This is a genomic window from Fontimonas thermophila, from assembly GCF_900113085.1.
Lineage (GTDB): Bacteria > Pseudomonadota > Gammaproteobacteria > Nevskiales > Nevskiaceae > Solimonas > Solimonas thermophila.
Genome location: NZ_FOOC01000002.1, coordinates 91667 through 110192, shown reverse-complemented (window position 1 = coordinate 110192; position 18526 = coordinate 91667). Strand labels below are relative to the sequence as shown.

At 65.3% G+C, this 18526-nt stretch carries 17 protein-coding genes; 6 read left to right on the top strand and 11 right to left on the bottom strand.

The window, feature by feature from the left end; translation table 11 throughout:
* Window positions 1-18: 18 nt before the first annotated feature.
* The 6 genes from BMZ48_RS02120 to leuC form a co-directional block, all read right to left on the bottom strand.
* Window positions 19-2511 (bottom strand): motility hub landmark protein FimV, encoded by a 2493-nt coding sequence (locus tag BMZ48_RS02120; protein WP_159431047.1) that lies wholly within the window; start codon window positions 2509-2511, stop codon window positions 19-21.
* Between the two features lie 171 nt (window positions 2512-2682).
* Window positions 2683-3702: an aspartate-semialdehyde dehydrogenase gene (locus tag BMZ48_RS02115; protein ID WP_091531063.1), complete on the bottom strand. Its 1020-nt coding sequence runs from the start codon at window positions 3700-3702 to the stop codon at window positions 2683-2685.
* 38 nt (window positions 3703-3740) lie between these two features.
* Window positions 3741-4862: an aspartate-semialdehyde dehydrogenase gene (gene asd / locus BMZ48_RS02110; protein ID WP_091531060.1), complete on the bottom strand. Its 1122-nt coding sequence runs from the start codon at window positions 4860-4862 to the stop codon at window positions 3741-3743.
* Complete coding sequence (leuB, locus tag BMZ48_RS02105) at window positions 4859-5938, bottom strand: 3-isopropylmalate dehydrogenase (RefSeq protein WP_091531055.1); 1080 nt, start codon at window positions 5936-5938, stop codon at window positions 4859-4861. Before leuB ends, asd (BMZ48_RS02110) begins: the two co-directional genes overlap by 4 nt.
* 14 nt (window positions 5939-5952) lie before the next feature.
* Window positions 5953-6591 (bottom strand): 3-isopropylmalate dehydratase small subunit, encoded by a 639-nt coding sequence (gene leuD, locus BMZ48_RS02100; protein ID WP_091531052.1) that lies wholly within the window; start codon window positions 6589-6591, stop codon window positions 5953-5955.
* The gene (gene leuC, locus BMZ48_RS02095; protein ID WP_091531049.1) at window positions 6591-7997 is read right to left on the bottom strand and encodes a 3-isopropylmalate dehydratase large subunit; all 1407 of its coding nucleotides are present in this window, start codon (window positions 7995-7997) and stop codon (window positions 6591-6593) included. Before leuC ends, leuD begins: the two co-directional genes overlap by 1 nt.
* Before the next feature lie 115 nt (window positions 7998-8112).
* Between leuC and BMZ48_RS02090 the strand changes: the two genes are divergently transcribed.
* Together BMZ48_RS02090 and BMZ48_RS02085 are read left to right on the top strand one after the other, a co-directional pair.
* Complete coding sequence (locus tag BMZ48_RS02090) at window positions 8113-8997, top strand: LysR family transcriptional regulator (RefSeq protein ID WP_091531046.1); 885 nt, start codon at window positions 8113-8115, stop codon at window positions 8995-8997.
* 50 nt (window positions 8998-9047) lie between these two features.
* Window positions 9048-9428 carry a hypothetical protein gene (locus BMZ48_RS02085; protein ID WP_091531043.1) on the top strand — a complete coding sequence of 127 codons (381 nt, stop codon included), beginning with the start codon at window positions 9048-9050 and terminating at the stop codon, window positions 9426-9428.
* Window positions 9429-9432: 4 nt separating this feature from the next.
* Here the strand turns inward: BMZ48_RS02085 and BMZ48_RS02080 are convergent, their stop codons facing one another.
* From BMZ48_RS02080 to prmB, 3 genes are read right to left on the bottom strand one after another with little or no spacing between them, the layout of a single operon-like run.
* Window positions 9433-10599, bottom strand: coding sequence for an MFS transporter (locus BMZ48_RS02080; protein WP_091531040.1), 1167 nt, complete (start codon window positions 10597-10599; stop codon window positions 9433-9435).
* A gap of 4 nt (window positions 10600-10603) precedes the next feature.
* On the bottom strand, window positions 10604-11704 hold the full coding sequence (gene aroC, locus BMZ48_RS02075) for a chorismate synthase (RefSeq protein ID WP_091531036.1): 1101 nt from the start codon (window positions 11702-11704) through the stop codon (window positions 10604-10606).
* Window position 11705: 1 nt separating this feature from the next.
* Window positions 11706-12608 carry a 50S ribosomal protein L3 N(5)-glutamine methyltransferase gene (gene prmB / locus BMZ48_RS02070; protein WP_091531033.1) on the bottom strand — a complete coding sequence of 301 codons (903 nt, stop codon included), beginning with the start codon at window positions 12606-12608 and terminating at the stop codon, window positions 11706-11708.
* An 89-nt stretch (window positions 12609-12697) separates the two neighbouring features.
* On the opposite strand from prmB, the gene BMZ48_RS02065 reads away from it, so the two are divergent.
* The 4 genes from BMZ48_RS02065 to BMZ48_RS02050 all read left to right on the top strand — a co-directional run bounded on the left by BMZ48_RS02065 (window position 12698) and on the right by BMZ48_RS02050 (window position 16239).
* On the top strand, window positions 12698-13330 hold the full coding sequence (locus BMZ48_RS02065) for an SCO family protein (RefSeq protein ID WP_091531030.1): 633 nt from the start codon (window positions 12698-12700) through the stop codon (window positions 13328-13330).
* On the top strand, window positions 13327-13758 hold the full coding sequence (locus tag BMZ48_RS02060) for a copper chaperone PCu(A)C (RefSeq protein ID WP_091531028.1): 432 nt from the start codon (window positions 13327-13329) through the stop codon (window positions 13756-13758). Before BMZ48_RS02065 ends, BMZ48_RS02060 begins: the two co-directional genes overlap by 4 nt.
* 5 nt (window positions 13759-13763) lie before the next feature.
* Window positions 13764-14657: an archaetidylserine decarboxylase gene (gene asd / locus BMZ48_RS02055; RefSeq protein WP_091531022.1), complete on the top strand. Its 894-nt coding sequence runs from the start codon at window positions 13764-13766 to the stop codon at window positions 14655-14657.
* Between the two features lie 97 nt (window positions 14658-14754).
* Window positions 14755-16239: a M48 family metalloprotease gene (locus tag BMZ48_RS02050; protein ID WP_091531018.1), complete on the top strand. Its 1485-nt coding sequence runs from the start codon at window positions 14755-14757 to the stop codon at window positions 16237-16239.
* Window positions 16240-16270: 31 nt separating this feature from the next.
* Here the strand turns inward: BMZ48_RS02050 and BMZ48_RS02045 are convergent, their stop codons facing one another.
* Both BMZ48_RS02045 and BMZ48_RS02040 read right to left on the bottom strand, forming a co-directional pair.
* Window positions 16271-17254, bottom strand: a complete 984-nt coding sequence (locus tag BMZ48_RS02045; RefSeq protein ID WP_159431046.1) for an NAD-dependent epimerase/dehydratase family protein — start codon at window positions 17252-17254, stop codon at window positions 16271-16273.
* Window positions 17255-17316: 62 nt separating this feature from the next.
* Window positions 17317-18495 (bottom strand): tetratricopeptide repeat protein, encoded by a 1179-nt coding sequence (locus BMZ48_RS02040; RefSeq protein ID WP_091531012.1) that lies wholly within the window; start codon window positions 18493-18495, stop codon window positions 17317-17319.
* Window positions 18496-18526: the final 31 nt, after the last annotated feature.

The following is an 18526-nucleotide window of genomic DNA, read 5'->3' as shown; positions in this document are numbered from 1 at the left end:
GCTCCCCGGGCAGAAAAATCAGGCCAGACGGGCGATCAACGCCTGGGCTTGCTGCTTCTGCTGCGCGTTGCCGTGCTGGACGACCTCGTCGAGCAGCGCGCGCGCCATCTCGTTGTCCCCCATATCGACATACGCCCGCGCGAGATCGAGCTTGGTGCTGGTCTCGTCACCCACCGCCCCGCCCCCCTCGATCGGCATGTCGGCCAGATCGATATCGTCGAGCTTGATGTCCGCGACCTCGGCGGCCAGTGCCTCATCCAGCGGACGCTGCGGCGCAGCCACCTCGGCGCTCTGCGGCTTGGGCGGCTCGGTATCGAGACTGATGGTATCCAGATCGAAATCCAGGCTGCGGGCTTCGTCGCGGCCGGCAGCGGGGGCTGCCGCTGCCGGCTCGGCAAGATCGAACTGGCTCAAATCGAACTCCAGCATCTCGGCCTTGTCCGTCGTGGCCAGATCTAGCTTGGGCTCATCGAGCTTGGGCGCATCGAACTCATCGAGCCTGAAATCGAGCACCGGCTCGGCCGCACGCGCCGGCTCGGCCGCGTCTGCCGGCTCGGCGGGGCTTCCGAGATCGAGATCGACCGATGCCTCCGCCGCTACCCCTGCCGGCTCGCCAAACAAAGGGGAATCCGGCGCCAGTTGCTGGCCCATGATGGTGACCTTCTGCCAGTCCGCCGCCGACAGCAGGGCACGGGCTGCCGCCGCGGCTTCTTGGAACTCGGCTTTCCTGCCAGCGGCAAAGTAGGTCTCGAGTAGCTTGAGACGGATATCCGCGCGATGAGGTTCTTTTTCGGCAGCCTGCCGGAGCAAGAGCGCAGCTTCGTCGTACAAGCCGTATGCGAGATGGAAGTCGGCCTCGGACACGGGGTCATTGGCGTCCAGATTGATCTGGACCGTCTGCGCCTCGAACTGGCCGGTCAGATCGAAATCGACTGCCTCGGTCGCCGCGCCTGCGGAGTCGGCGGGAACACCGGCCGGCACCGCCGCCGAAGGGGGCGTAGCGGCCGGCTGCGGATGAAGCTGCTGGGTGCGGATCTGTTGCGTCGCGGCGGGCTGGAGGCCAGTGCGCTGGGTTTGCGCGGCCTCCTCCTGGTCCAGCGCTTCTTGCAGGGCCTGGATCTCCTCCTCGACGCTGCGCGCCGCCGGTGCCGCGGCGGCAGCGGCAGATGCAGCAGCCGCCGGCCTGGGCACCACCGCAGGCTTGTGCACCGGGGCATTGCGCGCCGGCGAGGGTGCGGCCTGACCGCCGGCCCTGCGCCGCGCCAACACCCGCGACAGCAAATAACCCAGCGCGCCGACGATGAGCAGCCCGCCGATCAGCGGCAATAGCAAGGTCTCGATCAGCCCGGATTCCCTCGCTGCGGATGTGCCGCTGTTCAAAGATTCTTCCTGTGGCGGCTCGGATGCGGGCGGTGTGTCGTCCTGTGCGGCCGGGGTTGCCGCCTGTGGCGCCGGCGAAGCGGCCGCCTCCGCTACCGGCTGCGCGGTTTCGGAGGTTTGGGGTGCGGAAGAAGCCGCCACAGCGGCGCTGTTGGTGCTGGATACCGGTTCCGTCGGCATGACGGACGCCGGTTCTTCCGCAGCCGGCGGCTCCGGCGGAGGTGCATTCGACGCCGCCGGAGCCGGCACGGAAAGCGTAGCGGCGGCAGGCGCTGGTTCGGCCACCGGCGCTGCGTGTACGGGCTCGGGAACGGCGGGCGGGCGGCGCGGCACAACAGCCGCGGTCGCAGCCGGTTTCGGCACACCGCGCAGACGCTGGACTTCGGCGCGCGCCTCGGCCGGGTCGAGGGCGGTGATGGCCTCGGCCGACGGCACCTTGAGCATGGCGCCTTTGAGCAAGCCATCGATACCGCCATCGAAGGCCTGGGGATTGGTCCGGTAGAGGGCGAGCAGCACCTGATCCATCGTCGCCGACGGCGGGCGCAGGCGCGTGGCAATGCTCCACAGTGTCTCGGCTGCCCGCACCGGCCCGTATTGGCTGCCCGCGACTACGGGCTCTTGTGGAATCGGAGCCGGAGCGGCACGCGGCTGCGCCTGATCCGGCTGCATCGTCTTTGCCGAAGCAGGCGCGCTCGATCGTACCTCCGGCGGTGGGACGCCGCGCTCGGCCTTGGCGGCAGCTTCGGCCGCAGTTTCATAAAACGTGACGGCGGCGGCCTCCGGCGCGGTGTAATCCGGCGGATCGAGAAAGACCGTGTACTCACGGAGCAGGCGGTTGCCTCCACTGCTGACCTCGAGCAGCAAGGTCAGGAAAGGTTCGCGCGCAGGCTGATCGCTGGTGATCTCGATGCGCGGAACGCCGTCGGTCTTCACCTCGAACTTGAGCGAAGACAAATACGCCGGCCGTTCGATGCCAGCCTTGGCGAATTCGGCATTGCTGGCCAGGCCGATCTTAAGGGTCTGCAGCTCTGCAGCGCTCGTCGATGTCAGCGGAATCGTGGCTGAGAAGCGCTGATTCAGACGCGAGCGGACATCGATGTCGCCCAAGCCCAACGCGGCGGCGGCAGACATCCATCCCGCTGCGAACAGTGCCGCCATACGTGGGAACGAGCGCCTCATAAAGTCTCCGGTTCCAGCCTGCTTGCCGCGCGGCATGGGTATTCATGCGGCAAGTGAATTTACGCGTATAAACCCTTTTATACCCGATGAATTATCGATACGGCAACACGCCTTGGGCGAATTTCAGAGGTGCTCGCGAACCAGGATCTCGGCGGATGCGAGCGCATTCAGGGCCGCGGCGCGGCGTACGTTGTCGGCGGTGAGCCAGAACATCACCGTATCGGCAGCGCTGCCGGGACGCAGGCGTGCCAGGCGGACCGCCTCCGTGCTGGTGGCGTCGGTGACCGGCGACGGACAATCCGCGGCCTCTAGGCTGTCGATCAATTCCAGACCTGGCGCCGTGCGCAGAGCCTGGACGATCGCATCGAAATCCTGCGCCGCAGCCAGCTGCACTTCCACTGCCAGCGCGTAACCATAAAACACCGCCCCCTGGACAACCGTCAAACCGACGGCCAGTTCCGGGGTGTCTAACAGTGCACGCAGATCATCGATGACGCGCCGCTCGCGCTCGGTCGCACCGCCTGCACCGGCCGGGCCGATCTGACCGATGAGATTGAAAGCGATCTGCTGCGGAAAATGACGCCGCTCGTAATGGCGCGCATTGAGCAGCGCCACGGTCTCGCGTGCGAGATCCTCGAAGGCCAGGCGGCCGGCATCGGACACCGGCACGATGGCGGTGGCCGCGATGCGGCGGATGCCGGCCAGACGGTGTAAGGGTGCCAGTGCCAGCGCCAAGGGGACGACGAGGGCATCTGGAGCGGCGACGATGCCGCGCGCCTGGAAGCCGCGCAAAGCCGGTGCGTTGATTTCCGGCACGACGCGGGGGATCTCTGGATCGCGCCACAGGGTGCCGCCGGCATCGATGACGACACAGCCGGCGTCGGCGGCGCGTTCGGCCTGGGCCGCGAGCCGCGGGTCATCGGAGGCCAGGAAACACAGCTGCGCCTGGGTGAAATCGAAAGCCGTGGCATCGTCGAGCATCAGCGTCGTGCCGGCGAAATCCACACTCGCACCCTGCTCGGCACCGAGCGCCAGAGCGCTTATTTCACCAACCGGGAAACGACGCTCCGCGATCAGTTCCAGCAGGGCATGGCCGATGACACTGTCGGCGCCGAGCACGGCCACATCGAAACGACGACTCATCGGACTTTCAGAGCAGCGTGCAGGGCATGCCGGCGATTCTAGCCGTGATGCTCGAGCAGGATGCGCAGCATGCGCCGCAAAGGCTCGGCCGCTCCCCACAGGAGCTGATCGCCGACGGTGAACGCACCGAGATAAGTCGGCCCCATGTTGAGCTTGCGCAGGCGGCCGACGGCAACCTGCAGGGTTCCGGTCACCGCAACCGGCGTCAAATGCCTGATCGAATCCTCCCGCGTATTGGGGACGACACGAACCCAGGGGTTGTCGGCGCGGATCATCGCCTCGATCTCGGCCAGCGGCACGTCGCGCTTGAGCTTGATCGTCAGAGCCTGCGAATGGCAGCGCATCGCGCCGACACGCACACAGATGCCATCGACCGGCACCGGATGCGTCTCGCGGCCGAGAATCTTGTTGGTTTCGGCCTGGCCCTTCCATTCTTCCCTGGACTGACCGTTGTCGAGCGGCTTGTCGATGTAGGGGATCAGCGATCCTGCCAGGGGCACGCCGAATTGCTGCGTCGGAAAATCGGCGCTGCGCTGCACGGATGCAACCTTGCGGTCGATGTCGAGAATCGCCGCGGCCGGATCCGCGAGCTCGCCGGCGACCGCGCGCTCGAGCATGCCCATCTGCACCAGCAGCTCGCGCATGTTGGCCGCCCCCGCGCCGGATGCCGCCTGATACGTCATCGCAGTCATCCACTCGACCAGATCGGCTTTGTAGAGCGCACCGACCGCCATCAGCATCAGCGACACCGTGCAGTTCCCGCCGATGTAGTTCCTGACGCCGCGCGCGAGCGCCTGCTCGATCACCGGCCGGTTGACCGGATCGAGGACGATCACCGCATCGTCTCTCATCCGCAGCGCACTGGCCGCATCGATCCAGTAACCCTTCCAGCCGCTTTCACGCAGCTTCGGAAATACCGCGTGCGTGTAATCACCGCCCTGGCAGGTGATGATCACATCCATCGCGGCGAGCGCATCGATGCTGTTCGCATCCAGAAGCGCCGGCGTCTCGCGGCCAGCGATCTTCGGACCGGCCGCTCCGACCGCAGAGGTCGAAAAGAAATACGGTTCGATCAGCGCAAAATCGTTTTCCTCCTGCATGCGCTGCATCAGCACGGATCCGACCATCCCACGCCAGCCCACCATTCCAACTTTTGTCATTTCGAAGTCCTCAATGCATCGACGACGGCCGCACCCATTTCCTGCGTGCCGATGACCGGCTCGCCCGGCTGTGCGATATCGCCCGTGCGCTTGCCGTCCTGCAACACCTTGCGCACTGCGGCATCGATGCGGTCGGCGAGATCGGTGCGACCGAAACTGTATTTGAACATCATGCCCACCGACAGAATCATCGCCAGCGGATTGGCCTTGTTCTGACCGGCAATGTCCGGCGCGCTGCCGTGGATCGGCTCGTACAAACCCTTGTTGTTTGCGTCGAGCGAGGCCGACGGCAGCATGCCGATCGAACCCGCGAGCTGCGAAGCCTCGTCGGAGAGGATATCGCCGAACAGATTGCCGGTGACGATCACGTCGAACTGTCGCGGATTCTTGATGAGCTGCATCGCCGCGTTGTCCACGTACAAGTGCGTGAGCTCGACATCGGGATAATCCCGGCCGACACGGATCATCACCTCGCGCCACAGCCGCGAGGTCTCGAGCACGTTTTCCTTGTCCACCGAGCACAGCCGCCGCCGGCGCTTGCGCGCCGCCTGGAAGGCGACGTGGGCGATGCGTTCGATCTCCGGCACGCTGTAGTGCATGGTGTCATAGCCTTCGTCGTGCCCATCGGCGGTCTTGCGCCGGCCGCGCGGCTGTCCGAAGTAGATATCGCCCGTCAGTTCACGGACGATCAGCACGTCCAAACCTGCGATCAGCTCCGGCTTGAGCGGTGAGGCCGCAGCGAGCGCCTCGTAGGCCAGTGCCGGGCGCAGGTTGGCGAACAAACCCAGATCCTTGCGGATGCCGAGAATGCCCTGCTCCGGGCGTACCGCGCGCGGCAGCCCGTCGTATTTGGGTCCGCCGACTGCGCCCATCAGAATCGCATCGGCGGCACGCGCGGCTTGCTGGGTCGATGGGGGATAGGGATGGCCTTCGGCTTCATAGGCGGCGCCGCCGAGATGACCGAACGACCATGCGATCGGCTCGCCTTCCGCCTTGAAGACCTCGAGCACTTTCACGGCCTCGGCCATGACTTCCGGGCCGATGTAGTCGCCCGGGAGGATGAGGATGTTTTTCATTGTTTCAGGTGTCGTCATTCGAACAGCCAGGGAGCCTCGCGCCGCCGCTTGGCCTCGTATGCCTTGATCGCGTCGGCATGAGCAAGCGTCAGGCCGATTTCGTCCAGACCGTTGATCAGGTTGTGCTTGTGATGGGGATGGATGTCGAACCGGCAGACCCGGCCGCAGGGCAAACGCACCGTCTGCGCCGGCAGATCAATCGTGAACAGCGCATCGGCATCGGCCGCGACACACTCGAAAATCGCCTGTACCTCCTCGGCGGTGAGAACGACCGGCAACAGGCCGTTCTTGAAGCAGTTCGAGTAGAAGATGTCGGCAAAGCTCGGGGCGATCACGGCCCGGAAACCGTAGTCATCGAGCGCCCACACTGCGTGCTCGCGCGAAGAACCACAGCCAAAGTTGTCGCGCGCGACCAGAATCTGCGCACCGGCGTGCCGGGGATCGTTGAGCACGAACTCGGGGTTGGGCCGACGCGTCGCCGGGTCGATTTCGAGCGTTCCGGGATCGAGATAACGCCAGTCGTCGAACAAAAACGGGCCAAAGCCGGTGCGGCGGATCGATTTCAGATACTGCTTGGGAATGATCGCATCGGTATCGACATTGGCGCGATCGAGCGGCAGCACCTTGGACGTAACGACGGTAAAGGCGCGCATCAGTGCATGCTCCGGACGTCGACGAAATGGCCTGCAATCGCCGCCGCAGCGGCCATGGCCGGTGACACTAGGTGGGTACGGCCACCCTGACCCTGGCGGCCTTCGAAGTTGCGATTGGATGTCGATGCGCAGCGCTCGCCCGGTTCAAGACGGTCGGCATTCATCGCCAGGCACATCGAGCAGCCCGGTTCGCGCCATTCAAAACCGGCATCGAGGAAGATGTGGTGAAGGCCTTCGGCTTCGGCCTGGGCCTTGACCAGTCCCGAACCGGGCACGACCAGCGCCAGTTTCACATGAGGCGCTTTGCGCCGACCCTTGACGATGGCGGCGGCCGCGCGCAAATCCTCGATGCGTGAATTGGTGCAAGAGCCGATGAACACCTTGTCGATGCGGATATCGGTGATCGGCGTGTTCGGGGCAAGCCCCATATAGGCCAGTGCTTTTTCCATGCCGCTGCGCTTGACCGGATCGGCCTCACGCGCCGGATCCGGCACGCGCGCGGAAACCGGGACGACCATCTCCGGCGAGGTTCCCCAGGTCACCTGCGGCTCGATCGAGCGCGCATCAAGCACGACCTCGGCATCGAAACGGGCATCCGGATCACTGTGCAGCTGCCGCCAGCTTGCCACGGCGGCATCCCAGTACTGGGCTTTCGGCGCGTAGGGCCGACCTTTGACATAGGCGATGGTCTTGTCATCGACGGCCACCAGGCCCGCACGCGCCCCGCTTTCGATGGCCATGTTGCACAGGGTCATGCGCCCCTCCATCGACAGCGCTTCGATCGCGGTGCCCGCATACTCGATGACATAACCGGTGCCGCCAGCGGTACCGATGGATCCAATGATGGCCAGCGCAATGTCCTTGGCGGTGATGCCAACACCCACCTCCCCATCGACACGGATCCGCATCGCCTTGGCTTTCTTGAGCACCAGGGTCTGGGTGGCCAGCACGTGTTCGACCTCGCTGGTACCGATGCCGAACGCGAGCGCGCCGAAGGCTCCGTGCGTCGACGTGTGGGAATCGCCGCAGACCACGGTCATGCCCGGCAGCGTCGCTCCCTGCTCCGGGCCGACGACATGGACGATGCCCTGGCGCGGATCGTTCATGCGAAATTCGGTGATGCCAAACTCCGCGCAATTGGCATCGAGGGCTTCGACCTGCGCACGCGAAATCGGATCGCGGATACCGCGGATCCGGTCCGCCGTGGTCGGCACGTTGTGGTCGGCAACAGCCAGATTCGCCGCCACCCGCCAGGGTTTGCGTCCGTTCAGGCGCAGACCGTCGAACGCCTGTGGGCTGGTCACCTCGTGCACCAGATGACGATCGATGTAAATCAACGCCGAACCGTCGCCAAACTCCTTGACGACGTGCGCATCCCAGATCTTGTCGTACAGCGTTCTGCCCATGGTACACACCGGACTTACCCGCAAGAGGCGCGCATCTTAAGCAGGGAAAACAAATTACTCCAATGAATCGTTTTCATCTTTAGAATGCCTCATGAGAATGGATTGAACCGCCGACATGGATACCCAGCTACTCGCGGCCTTCGTCGAGGTCGCCGACACCGGCTCGTTCACCGCCGCCGCGCAGGCCTTGCATCTGTCGCAACCCGCGGTGAGCAAGCGCATCCAGGCGCTCGAAGCGCAGATCGCAACACCGCTGTTCGACCGCGTCGGCCGTCAGGTGCTGCTCACCGATGCCGGGCGTGCCTTGCTGCCGTATGCGCGCAAGGTCTTGCAGGACATCGAGGACGGCCGGCGCGCGCTGTCGCAGCTCGCCGGCGAAGTGCGCGGACGGCTGTCGATCGGCACCAGCCACCACATCGGCCTGCACCGTCTGCCACCGGTCCTCAGCACCTTTGCCCAGCGTTATCCGCAAGTAGACCTCGATCTGCACTTCATGGATTCGGAAGTGGCCTGCGAGGCCGTGCTCGGCGGCAAACTGGAACTGGGCATCGTCACCCTGCCCCTGGTTCCCATCCCCAATTTGGATGCGCGTCCGGTGTGGCCGGATCCGCTGGCCGTGGTCGTCTCGCCACACCATCCGCTGGCCAGACTCAGGCGCCTTGCGCTGGCGCAACTGGCCGAACATCCGGCCGTCCTGCCCGACGAAGCCACGTACACCCATCGCATCGTCCGCCAAGCCCTGCGCCAGCACGGCCTCGAACCGCGCGTGCGGCTTGCAACCAACTATCTGGAGACGCTGAAGATGCTCGTCGGCATCGGGCTGGGCTGGAGCGTGCTCCCTCTGTCGATGGCCGATCGCACGCTGCGGGTGCTCGCCATCCCCGGCCTGAAGATGGAGCGCATGCTCGGTGTCGTCCGTCACCGCCAGCGTACGCCGTCCCGCGCCGCACTGGCCCTGCTCGATCTCCTTCCGGCGGCCGCGCAGCACCGTTCAGCTTAAAGATTCCGACGGCCGCGCCGAAAACCAGCACAGTCATCGGCGCATCGACGATGAAAATCACGCATACCACACTGCAGTCCGCGCTCGCCCGCGCGCTCGGGGAACGGCTCGATCCCGGAATGCCGATGAGCCATCACGATCTGGTGCAGGTCTGGAGGCTGACGGGGCTGCGCACCGATGATCTTGAGAAAATCATCGAACATCTATACGCACTGCGCTGGCTCGACCGCACGGTCGTGGACGGACAGCCCTGGTATCGGCTGACACCGGCCGGCGCGATCGGGCTGCGGCTATGCCGCGAGAGCTTCTGGGCAAGCCTGCGCGATCGCCTCACGCTGATGCGTCTGCAACTGCGCCGCCGCACCCCGCCACGACCGTCTCCTGCACAGGGGCGCCGCCGCGCAGACCGTATCGCCTGCGACACGTCGTGAGCCTTCAGGCGCGTGTCGCAGGCAGCCAGCGCCACGCCACCCACCATCCCCCCAGAGCCACGGCACCCGCCGCATAAAACACCGCCTCCGGCGCGATGTGCTCCCACACATAGCCGGCGGCGAGACTGCCGATCGAGCCACCGATGCCATAGGCCACGGCGTTGTAGATGGCTTGCGCGCGCCCCTGCAGGTCGGCGGGAAACAGCCGCTGCACGTAGTGCATCGCGACGACGTGATAAGCCCCGAAAGTCACCGCATGGGAGAGCTGTGCGGCGACCAGAACCGGCCAGGCATCGACCGCAGCCGCCGTGAGGCACCACCGCAGCGCCGTCGCCATCAGGGCCGCCAGCATCAGTGCACGCGCACCAACGTGGACGAGCACGCGCCCAATGAAGACGAACAAAGCGATCTCGGCGAGCACCCCGATGCTCCACAGCATGCCGGCCGCACCACGGCTGTAGCCGTGTGTCTCCAGAAAAAGCGTGAAGAAGTTGTAATACGGCGCGAAACTCAGCTGCGAGGCGAGACAGGCCACCAGCAAGGCCAGCACCTGTGGACGGCGCAGCACGTCCTGCACCGCGCTGCGCGGCGCATCGAGCGGATGCAGCCGCGGGGACTCGGGCACAAACCAGGTCGCAATCGCCATCCCCAGCCAGAACGCACCCACCAGCCAGGGCAACCACAGGATGCCGGTCCAATCCAGGGCCCAGCCCAGGCCCATGACCGCGACGACGAAACCGACCGACCCCCACAACCGCACGCGGCTGTAATCGCCACCGCTTGCCTGCAGATGGGCCAGGGCCACGACCTCGAATTGCGGCAGCAAGGCGTGCCAGAACAGGGTGTATCCGATCATCAGCGCGCCGATCCAGAGCACCCCATCGACGAACGGAATCGCCATGAAGGTCAACAGTGCCGCGACCGCGGCCCAGCGGATCAGACCGATGCGTCGACCGCTGTGGTCGGCCCACCATCCCCAGGCCAGCGGCACCAGGGTGCGCATCACCCCCATCAACGCGAAGGCAAGGCCCATTTGCACGGCGGTAAAACCGCGCGCCTGCAGATATGACGCCCAGTACGGCAGGAACGCACCCACCGTCGCGTAGTAGAAGAAATAGAACGCGGCCAGCCGACCGTGCAGGCGGGCGATGCCTGCGGATGGCGCCGGCATGGTCTTAGGCGATCTCGCCCGGCAGACGCGGCGTATCCGGAACGACGTCCGCGTTCTGGGCGCGGTGGCGCAGCCAGTGGTCCATCAATACCAGCGCGAGCATGGCCTCGGCGATCGGCGTCGCGCGCAGTCCCACGCAGGGATCGTGCCGGCCGGTCGTGCGCACCTCAACGGCACCGCCGGTCGCGTCGATCGACCGGCCGGGTGTCGTGATGCTGGAAGTCGGTTTGACCGCAAGCCGGGCATACACGGTCTGCCCGGTCGAAATGCCGCCGGCGATGCCGCCGGAGTGGTTGCTCAAAAACCCCTGCGGCGTCATCTCGTCGCGATGCTCGGTGCCGCGCATCTGCGCAACACGCATACCGTCTCCGATCTCCACCCCCTTGACCGCATTGATCGACATCAATGCGTAGGCGATATCGGCATCGAGCCGGTCGTACACCGGCTCACCCAGCCCTGGCGGCACGTTGCGCGCCTCCACATACAAACGCGCCCCGATGGAGTCTCCTTCCGCCCGCAGCCGGTCGATCAATGCCTCCAGCTCGGGGAGGCGCGCCGGATCGGGACAGAAAAAGGGATTGGTGTTGACCGCTGCCCAGTCCTTGCGCTCTATGACGATGTCGCCCATTTGCTCAAGACAGCCGCGGATCTCGATGCCCAAACGCTCGCGCAGGTATTTTTTGGCGATGGCGCCGGCAGCGACCCGCACGGCGGTCTCCCGCGCGCTGGAACGCCCGCCGCCGCGGTGATCGCGGATGCCGTATTTCTGGATATAGGCGTAATCGGCGTGGTTGGGCCGGAATACCTGCTTGATCTTGTCGTAATCGTACGATCGCTGATCGGTATTGCGGATCAGCAAAGCGATCGGCGTGCCCGTGGTCTTGCCCTCGAAAACCCCGGAGAGAATCTCCACGACATCGGCTTCCTTGCGCTGCGTCACGTATCGGGACGTGCCGGGTTTGCGCCGATCGAGCTCGCGCTGGATGTCCTCGGTGGACAATGCAAGCCCTGGCGGACATCCATCGACCACGCACCCGATCGCCGGACCGTGCGACTCGCCGAAGCTGGTGACACAGAACAGCCGCCCGATGGTATTGCCGGACATGTCAGAGATGCTCCGCCAATGATTCGCGGCCGATCAGGAATACCCCGTCACCGCCGCGCTCGAACTCGATCCAGGTTACCGGCAAGCGCGGCCAGCGTGCCTCGAAGGCCTCGACGCTGCCGCCGACCTCGCAGATCAGGGTACCGCCAGGGACGAGATGGTCCACCGCCCCTTCGAGAATGCGCGCCACGACATCCATGCCATCGCTGCCAGCCTCGAGCGCCATGCGCGGCTCGTGCCGGTATTCCGGCGGCAAAGTCTTCCACTCCGCCGCAGAAACATACGGCGGATTGGCGACGATGAGGTCGTAACGGGCGTCTCCCAGACCCGAATAGACGTCGGATCGACAGGCGCGGACGCGATCGCCGACACCATGCCGGGCGATGTTCTTGCGACAAACGGCAAGTGCTCCGGTGCTCAGCTCGGCCAGATCGACCCGGGCCTGCGGAAACGTCAAGGCGCAGGCGATGCCGATACAGCCGCTGCCGGCGCACAAATCCAGAATCCGTGTCGGCGGCGCGGTCAGCCAGGGCGAGAAACCCCGCTCGATCAGCTCGCCGATCGGGGAACGCGGGATCAGCACACGCTCATCGACATCGAAGTCGAAGCCGGCGAACGAAATCTCGCCCAGCAGATATGCCGCCGGCTTGCGGGTGGTCACACGTGATCGCAGCAGCTTGAGTACCGCAGCACGCTCGCGCGGCGTCACCGCCGATTCGAGATAAACAGCCGGCAGATCGAACGGCAGATGCAGGCTGCGCAACACCAGGTAATAGGCCTCGTCGAGTGCATTGTCGGTGCCATGACCGAAATGCAGCCCCGCCTCGCGAAAGCGGCTCGCACCCCAGCGGATGAGATCGCGGACCGTGATCAAGGCCTCGGCTTCGTTCGGCAGGCAGGACATACAACGACTGGCGCAGAGCCGTGTGATAATGGGCGCGCATTATGCGGCGCCCTTTTCTGCCGCGCCAATGTCCCCGCAATGTCTCCGCAATGTCTGATGCATCTTCCGCGAACAAAACCGCGCTGACACTCTTGATCGCCGTGGTCGGCCTGATCGGCGGCGTGCTCGCCGCCGTCTATGTGCGGGCACCCAAGCCCGTGACCGTGCAGTCCGCAACCCTGCTGCAAACCCCGCGGCCGCTGCCGGAATTCACACTGACCGACCAGGACGGCGAGCCATTCACCCGCGACAATCTGCGTGGCAAGTGGACGCTGATCTTCCCTGGGTTTACTTACTGCCCGGACGTCTGTCCCACGACGCTGGGCCTGCTCAAGACGGTCGAAACGGCCTTGGGTCCGCGCGCGCAGCATCTGCAAGTGCTGCTGTTTTCGATCGATCCAGAACGCGACACACCGGATACGCTCAAACGCTATGTGGGCTATTTCAGCCCCACATTCCGCGGAGCCACGACGTCGGAGCCGGAACTGCAGCGCATCGCCCAGGCCCTGGGCGTTGCCTACATCAAGGTCGCGGGCGATACACCAGAAAGTTACACGATGGATCACTCCGCGGCGCTGATCCTGATCAATCCTCAGGCCGAGATCGCCGGCTACTTCACGCCACCGCTGAACGCCGACACGCTCGTGCAGGATCTGACCCAACTGCTGGGAACCACCCCATGAACCCCCGTCGCGCCATCGCAGCAGTGCTGGCCATCGCATCCGCGAGCGCCAGCGCACAGCCCTCCGCACACGTGCTGTCCGCCACCGACGCCTGGATCCGCGAAGCGCCGCCCGGCGCGACCGTGATGGCCGGATACGTCGTCCTGCACAATGCCGGCGCACAGCCGATCCAGTGCCACGCGGCCCGCGGCGATGACTTCGGCGCCATCGAAATCCATCGCACGGTGATCGAGGACGGGCGCTCGCGCATGCTGCGCGACCAGACCGTCGAAGTACCGCCCCATGGCCGCGCAGAACTTGCGCCCGGCGGCTATCACCTGATGCTGTTCCGCCCGCAACGCCCGTTCACCGCCGGGGATACGACACGCCTGCGCATCGACTGCGGCGAGCACAGCGTGGAAACCGTTTTTACGATCCGCAAAGGCTAAAACCGATGGCCGCCGCGACCGATGCCCGCTTTCGCGACCACCTCTTCGCCGCCATCCAATGGCTGCTGCCGACACGCTGGCTATCGACGCTCGTTTTCCGCCTCACGCGCATGCGCCAGCCGATGTGCAAACGCATTCTGATCCGCGTGTTCATGCGCGCGTTCAGAATCGATTTGTCGGAAGCCGAACTCGAAAATCCCGACAGCTACGACAGCTTCAATGATTTTTTCACGCGCGCACTCAAACCCGGCGCACGCCCGCTCCCCAAGGATCTGCAAGCTTTGATCAGCCCGGTCGATGGCACGATCAGCCAGTTCGGCGACATCCGCGAAGGCCGCATCATCCAGGCCAAGGGCCGCGACTACTCGGTGCTCGAGCTGCTCGGCGGCGATACCGAAGCGGCGGATGCGTTCATGAATGGCCGTTTCTGCACAATCTACCTGGCTCCGTACAACTACCACCGCATCCACATGCCGATCCATGGCCGCTTGAAACGCTGGTCCTACGTACCGGGACGGCTGTTCAGCGTCAACGCGGCAACGGCGCGGGCCATGCCCAACCTGTTCGCCCGCAACGAGCGTCTGAACGCCATTTTCGCGACCCCGGCCGGCGACATCGCACTGACCATGGTCGGCGCCCTGTTCGTCGGCTCGCTGGAAACGGTCTGGGCCGGATGCGTCACGCCGCCGCATCTGCGCGGAGCGCCGGCGCACTACGAGCCGATGAGTCCGGTCGTGCTCGGCCGCGGCGAGGAACTGGGCCGCTTCAACATGGGATCGACGGTGATTCTGCTGGCCCCACCCGACAGCGTGGAGTGGATACCCACGCTCGCCCCTGGCCAAACCGTGCGTATGGGCGAAGCAATCGGCCGCTGGCGCGGTACCCGTGCTGCCGGCTGAAGCGCTCGTGCGCGCGGCGGCCACCGTACACAGAACCTTTGTGCCCACCGCCTGTTCTAAGGCATACACTGGCCACACGGCCCGCCTGCCCCGACCCATGTCCAGATTGCTGACCGCCGTTTTCGCCGCGCTGAGCCTCTCATCCGCGGCCCTCGCCGATCCACCGTCGGCGCTTGACCTGCCGCAGATCGGCGAACCGGCCGACAACACCTTGTCACCGATGCAGGAAAAGCAGCTCGGCGCACGCGTGGTCGCCCAGCTCTATCAGGGCGGATACATCCTCGATGATCCGGAACTGACCGACTATCTCGCGACGATGGGCTGGAAGCTCGCGGCCAGCAGCGCCACGACGCCTCCGCCTCTGACCTTTTTCGTCGTCAAGGATCCGCGCATCAACGCTTTTGCCCTGCCCGGCGGCTACATCGGCTTCAATGCCGGCCTGCTTCTCGCCGCCGACACCGAAAGCGAAGTCGCCGGTGTCATGGGCCATGAGCTCGCGCACGTCACCCAGCGCCACATCGCGCGTACCGCCGAGGACACCGAAGTCGCCAACGTCGCCACCTGGCTTTCGGTCATCGCCGCCATCATCGCCGGCTCCGCCGATCCGGACGTCGTCATCGGGGCCTTGTCCCTCGGCCAGGCCATGAGTTACCAGCGCCAGGTCAGCTATACACGCGCCCATGAGCAAGAGGCCGACCGCATCGGCATCCAGACCATGGCCAGGGCCGGCTACGACCCGCGCGGCATGGTCAGCTTCTTCCAGAAGCTCGAACAACAATCGCGGCTTTATGGCAGCGGGCTGCCAGAAATCCTGCGCACACACCCCCTGAACACCAACCGGGTCGCCGAAGCGCGCGCACGTGCCGACGAGATACCCACCGTCGAACGCACCGATCCGATCGAGTTTTCGTTGATGAAAGCACGCGCGCGGGTGCTGTCCGCCGACCGCCCGAGCCTTGCCGTCGACGAATATGGCGCCAAGCTCGCCATCGGCCGTGATACAGCGGAAAACCGCTACGGCCTGGCGCTGGCGCTGGCGCAGCTGGGCGAAAGCCGGCGCGCGCTCGAAACGCTGGCCCCCCTGACCGAGAGCCATCCCCGCCAGGCCAACATCCAACTGCTCGCTGGACGCCTGCAGATGCAGACGGGAGCCCGCGACGAGGGACTTAAGACACTGGCGCGCATGGTGCATTTGTATCCGCGTTACGCACCGGCCGTGCTCGGTTATGCCGAAGGGCTGATGATGGCGCAACGCCCGGAAGAGGCGCGCCAGATCCTGTTGTCGCACGAGCCAGCGCTGGGCGTGCAGCTGCAGACGTACAACCTGCTCGCGCAAGCCGCGCGCGAAACCGGCAACATGGCGGAAGCCTCTTACCAGATGGCGACGTTTCTGTTCCTGCGCGGCGATGCCGGCAATGCGCTGGCCCAGCTCGACGCCGGCCTGCGCCTGCATGATCTCGACGACAAACAGCGCGCGCGGCTGCTCGCCAAGCGCAAGGAAGTCCGCGATTCGCTACCGGACAACTGGCGCTCCCCTTACGAGCGCGGACGCGCCAGCGCGGCTGCAATCACCGCGCCGTAACCATCCGGACTGATCCGATCCTCACGGCAGCTCACAGCAACCCGGCTGAACGCAGCCAATCACGGCAGTCGCGCACCATCTCGTCGAGCGTGCAGCTTTTGTAACCCAATTCCCGCTCGGCCTTGCGGCTGCTGCAGTAGAGGTTTTGCGACAGCAGCGCCACGGCATCGCGGGTGACATCGGGCTCACGACCGAAAAGCGGCGCGATCCACTCCTCGATGCGGGCATAGGCACTGAGGATGCCGGGATGCATGGCAATTATCCGCCGCCTTAAACCCAGTGCCTCGGCGATCGCACGTGCCAACCCCACATAACTTGCCTGCGCACCGCCGAGCAGGTAGTTGTGTCCTACCTGCCCGCGCTCGGCCGCCGCGATTTGCGCCAGCGCCACGGCACGCGCGTGGCAGAAACTGCCGCCGCCGGGCGGCACCGCCGGCAACCGCCCCTGCTGGACGAGACGAAACATGCGCGCCCAGCTGCTGGTGTCGTAGCGACCGATGATGTTCGATGGATTGAGAATGACTGCCTTGAGTCCGGCGCTGATGGCCCTGCGCACCTCGCGTTCGGAGAGCGCCTTGCTGCGGATGTAATTGATCGGCACCGCGCTGCCGCGTGTCGGCGTTTCCTCGGTGATGGTCCCGCCATGCAGACCATAGGCGACGATGCTCGAGGTATGCACGAACCGCTTGGCGCGCGCCTCGAGCGCTGCACGCGCAACGTTGCGCGTACCGCGGACATTGACCTTCATCTGCTCGACCTGCGCACGTACCCACAAACTGGTGTTGCCTGCCGTGTGGAATACGCAATCGACATGCCGCGGAATCAGATCCTTGAGCGATCGCATGTCGGTGATATCGCCGACGACACGTTCCACATTGCGGAATCGGTGCAGGACACTGATATCGGAGTCCACCCGGTGCAGGGCAATGACATGCCAGCCCTGCTCATGCAGGGCTTCGATCAGGTTCAGTCCGACGAATCCCGTCGCACCGGTGACGAACGCGGTCTTGGCCAAGCGCATCCTCCACGGACCGAGCGGTCCATCGGATGCGCAGTGTACTCAAACACGATGACGAATCAGCCCGCAGCGGTGCGCAGCACGTCGTCGGCCGGCGCCGTCGTGCCCCAGTGCTTGCATCCCGGACATTGCCAGAACATCTGACGCGGGCTGAAGCCACAGTTGCTGCACTGATAGCGGGGCGCCGACTCCATGAGCCGCAGCAACGCCTTGCGCAGGCTTGCCGCCGGCTTGTCGAGCCCTGCGGCGATGACATCGGGCTGGCGCTCCAGCACTTCGAGGAATTCGGCAAGCACGGCCCGGCTCGGACGGGCTTCGAGGCCCTGAGCCAGATGATCCAGGGGATCGAGCCCGGTTTCGGCGAGCAAACGGGCCTCGGCAATGAACGGCAGGCTGCTCGACGACATCTCTTTTGCGTCCCGCAAAAACTGCAGATAAGTCTCGCGATCCCCGGTTTGCTCGAAACAACGCCGCAGGGGTTCGATGACATCGGCGAGAAAGCGCGGATCCTGCTCGAAAGCGCGCAAATAGGCACGCGCGGCGGCGGCGGGATTCTTCTGTGTTTCGTACAGCTCGCCGAGCAAAAGCTGGGCGCGGATGCACCCGGCATCCTCGCTCAACGCCCGCCGCGCCAGCTCGATCGCCTCATCGATCCGCCCGGCGCGCCGGGCTTCTTCTGCAAGCTCGCAGTGATACTGGGCAATCGCCATCTGCTGGGATTCGCCTTTGGCTGCCTGCAGCCGCCGCGCAGCCTCGATCGCCCGTTGCCACTCGCGCGCCTGTTCGTGAATCGTGCGGATCGCCTCGAGCGATTCGATGGTATGCACACCGCTTGCGGCCAGCGCATTGAACAGTTCCTCTGCACGATCCATCATGCCCGCGGCCATGTAATCCTGTGCGAGCTCAAAACGCGCCTCGGCCGCCACCGGCGCAGCAAGGCCAGGGCGTGCCGCGAGGGTTTCGTGGATGCGCAGGGCACGGTCGACCTCACCGCGCTTACGGAACATGCGCCCTAGTGTCAGATGCAGCTCGGCCGTCGAAGGGTCGAGATCGGACACCGCCACCAACGCCGCAATCGCCTGATCGGGATCGTCGGACGTCAGCTGGGTCAGCAGTCCACCGAGCTGCTCGCTGCTGTATGACACACGGCCCGGCGCAGCCGGCAGGCGGCGCGCCAGCGCCCAGCCCAGTGCGATTCCCAACGGCAGCAGCAGCCAGCTGAACAGCGGATCAATCATTCCGGAATCCAGGGATGCCGAAGCTCATCGG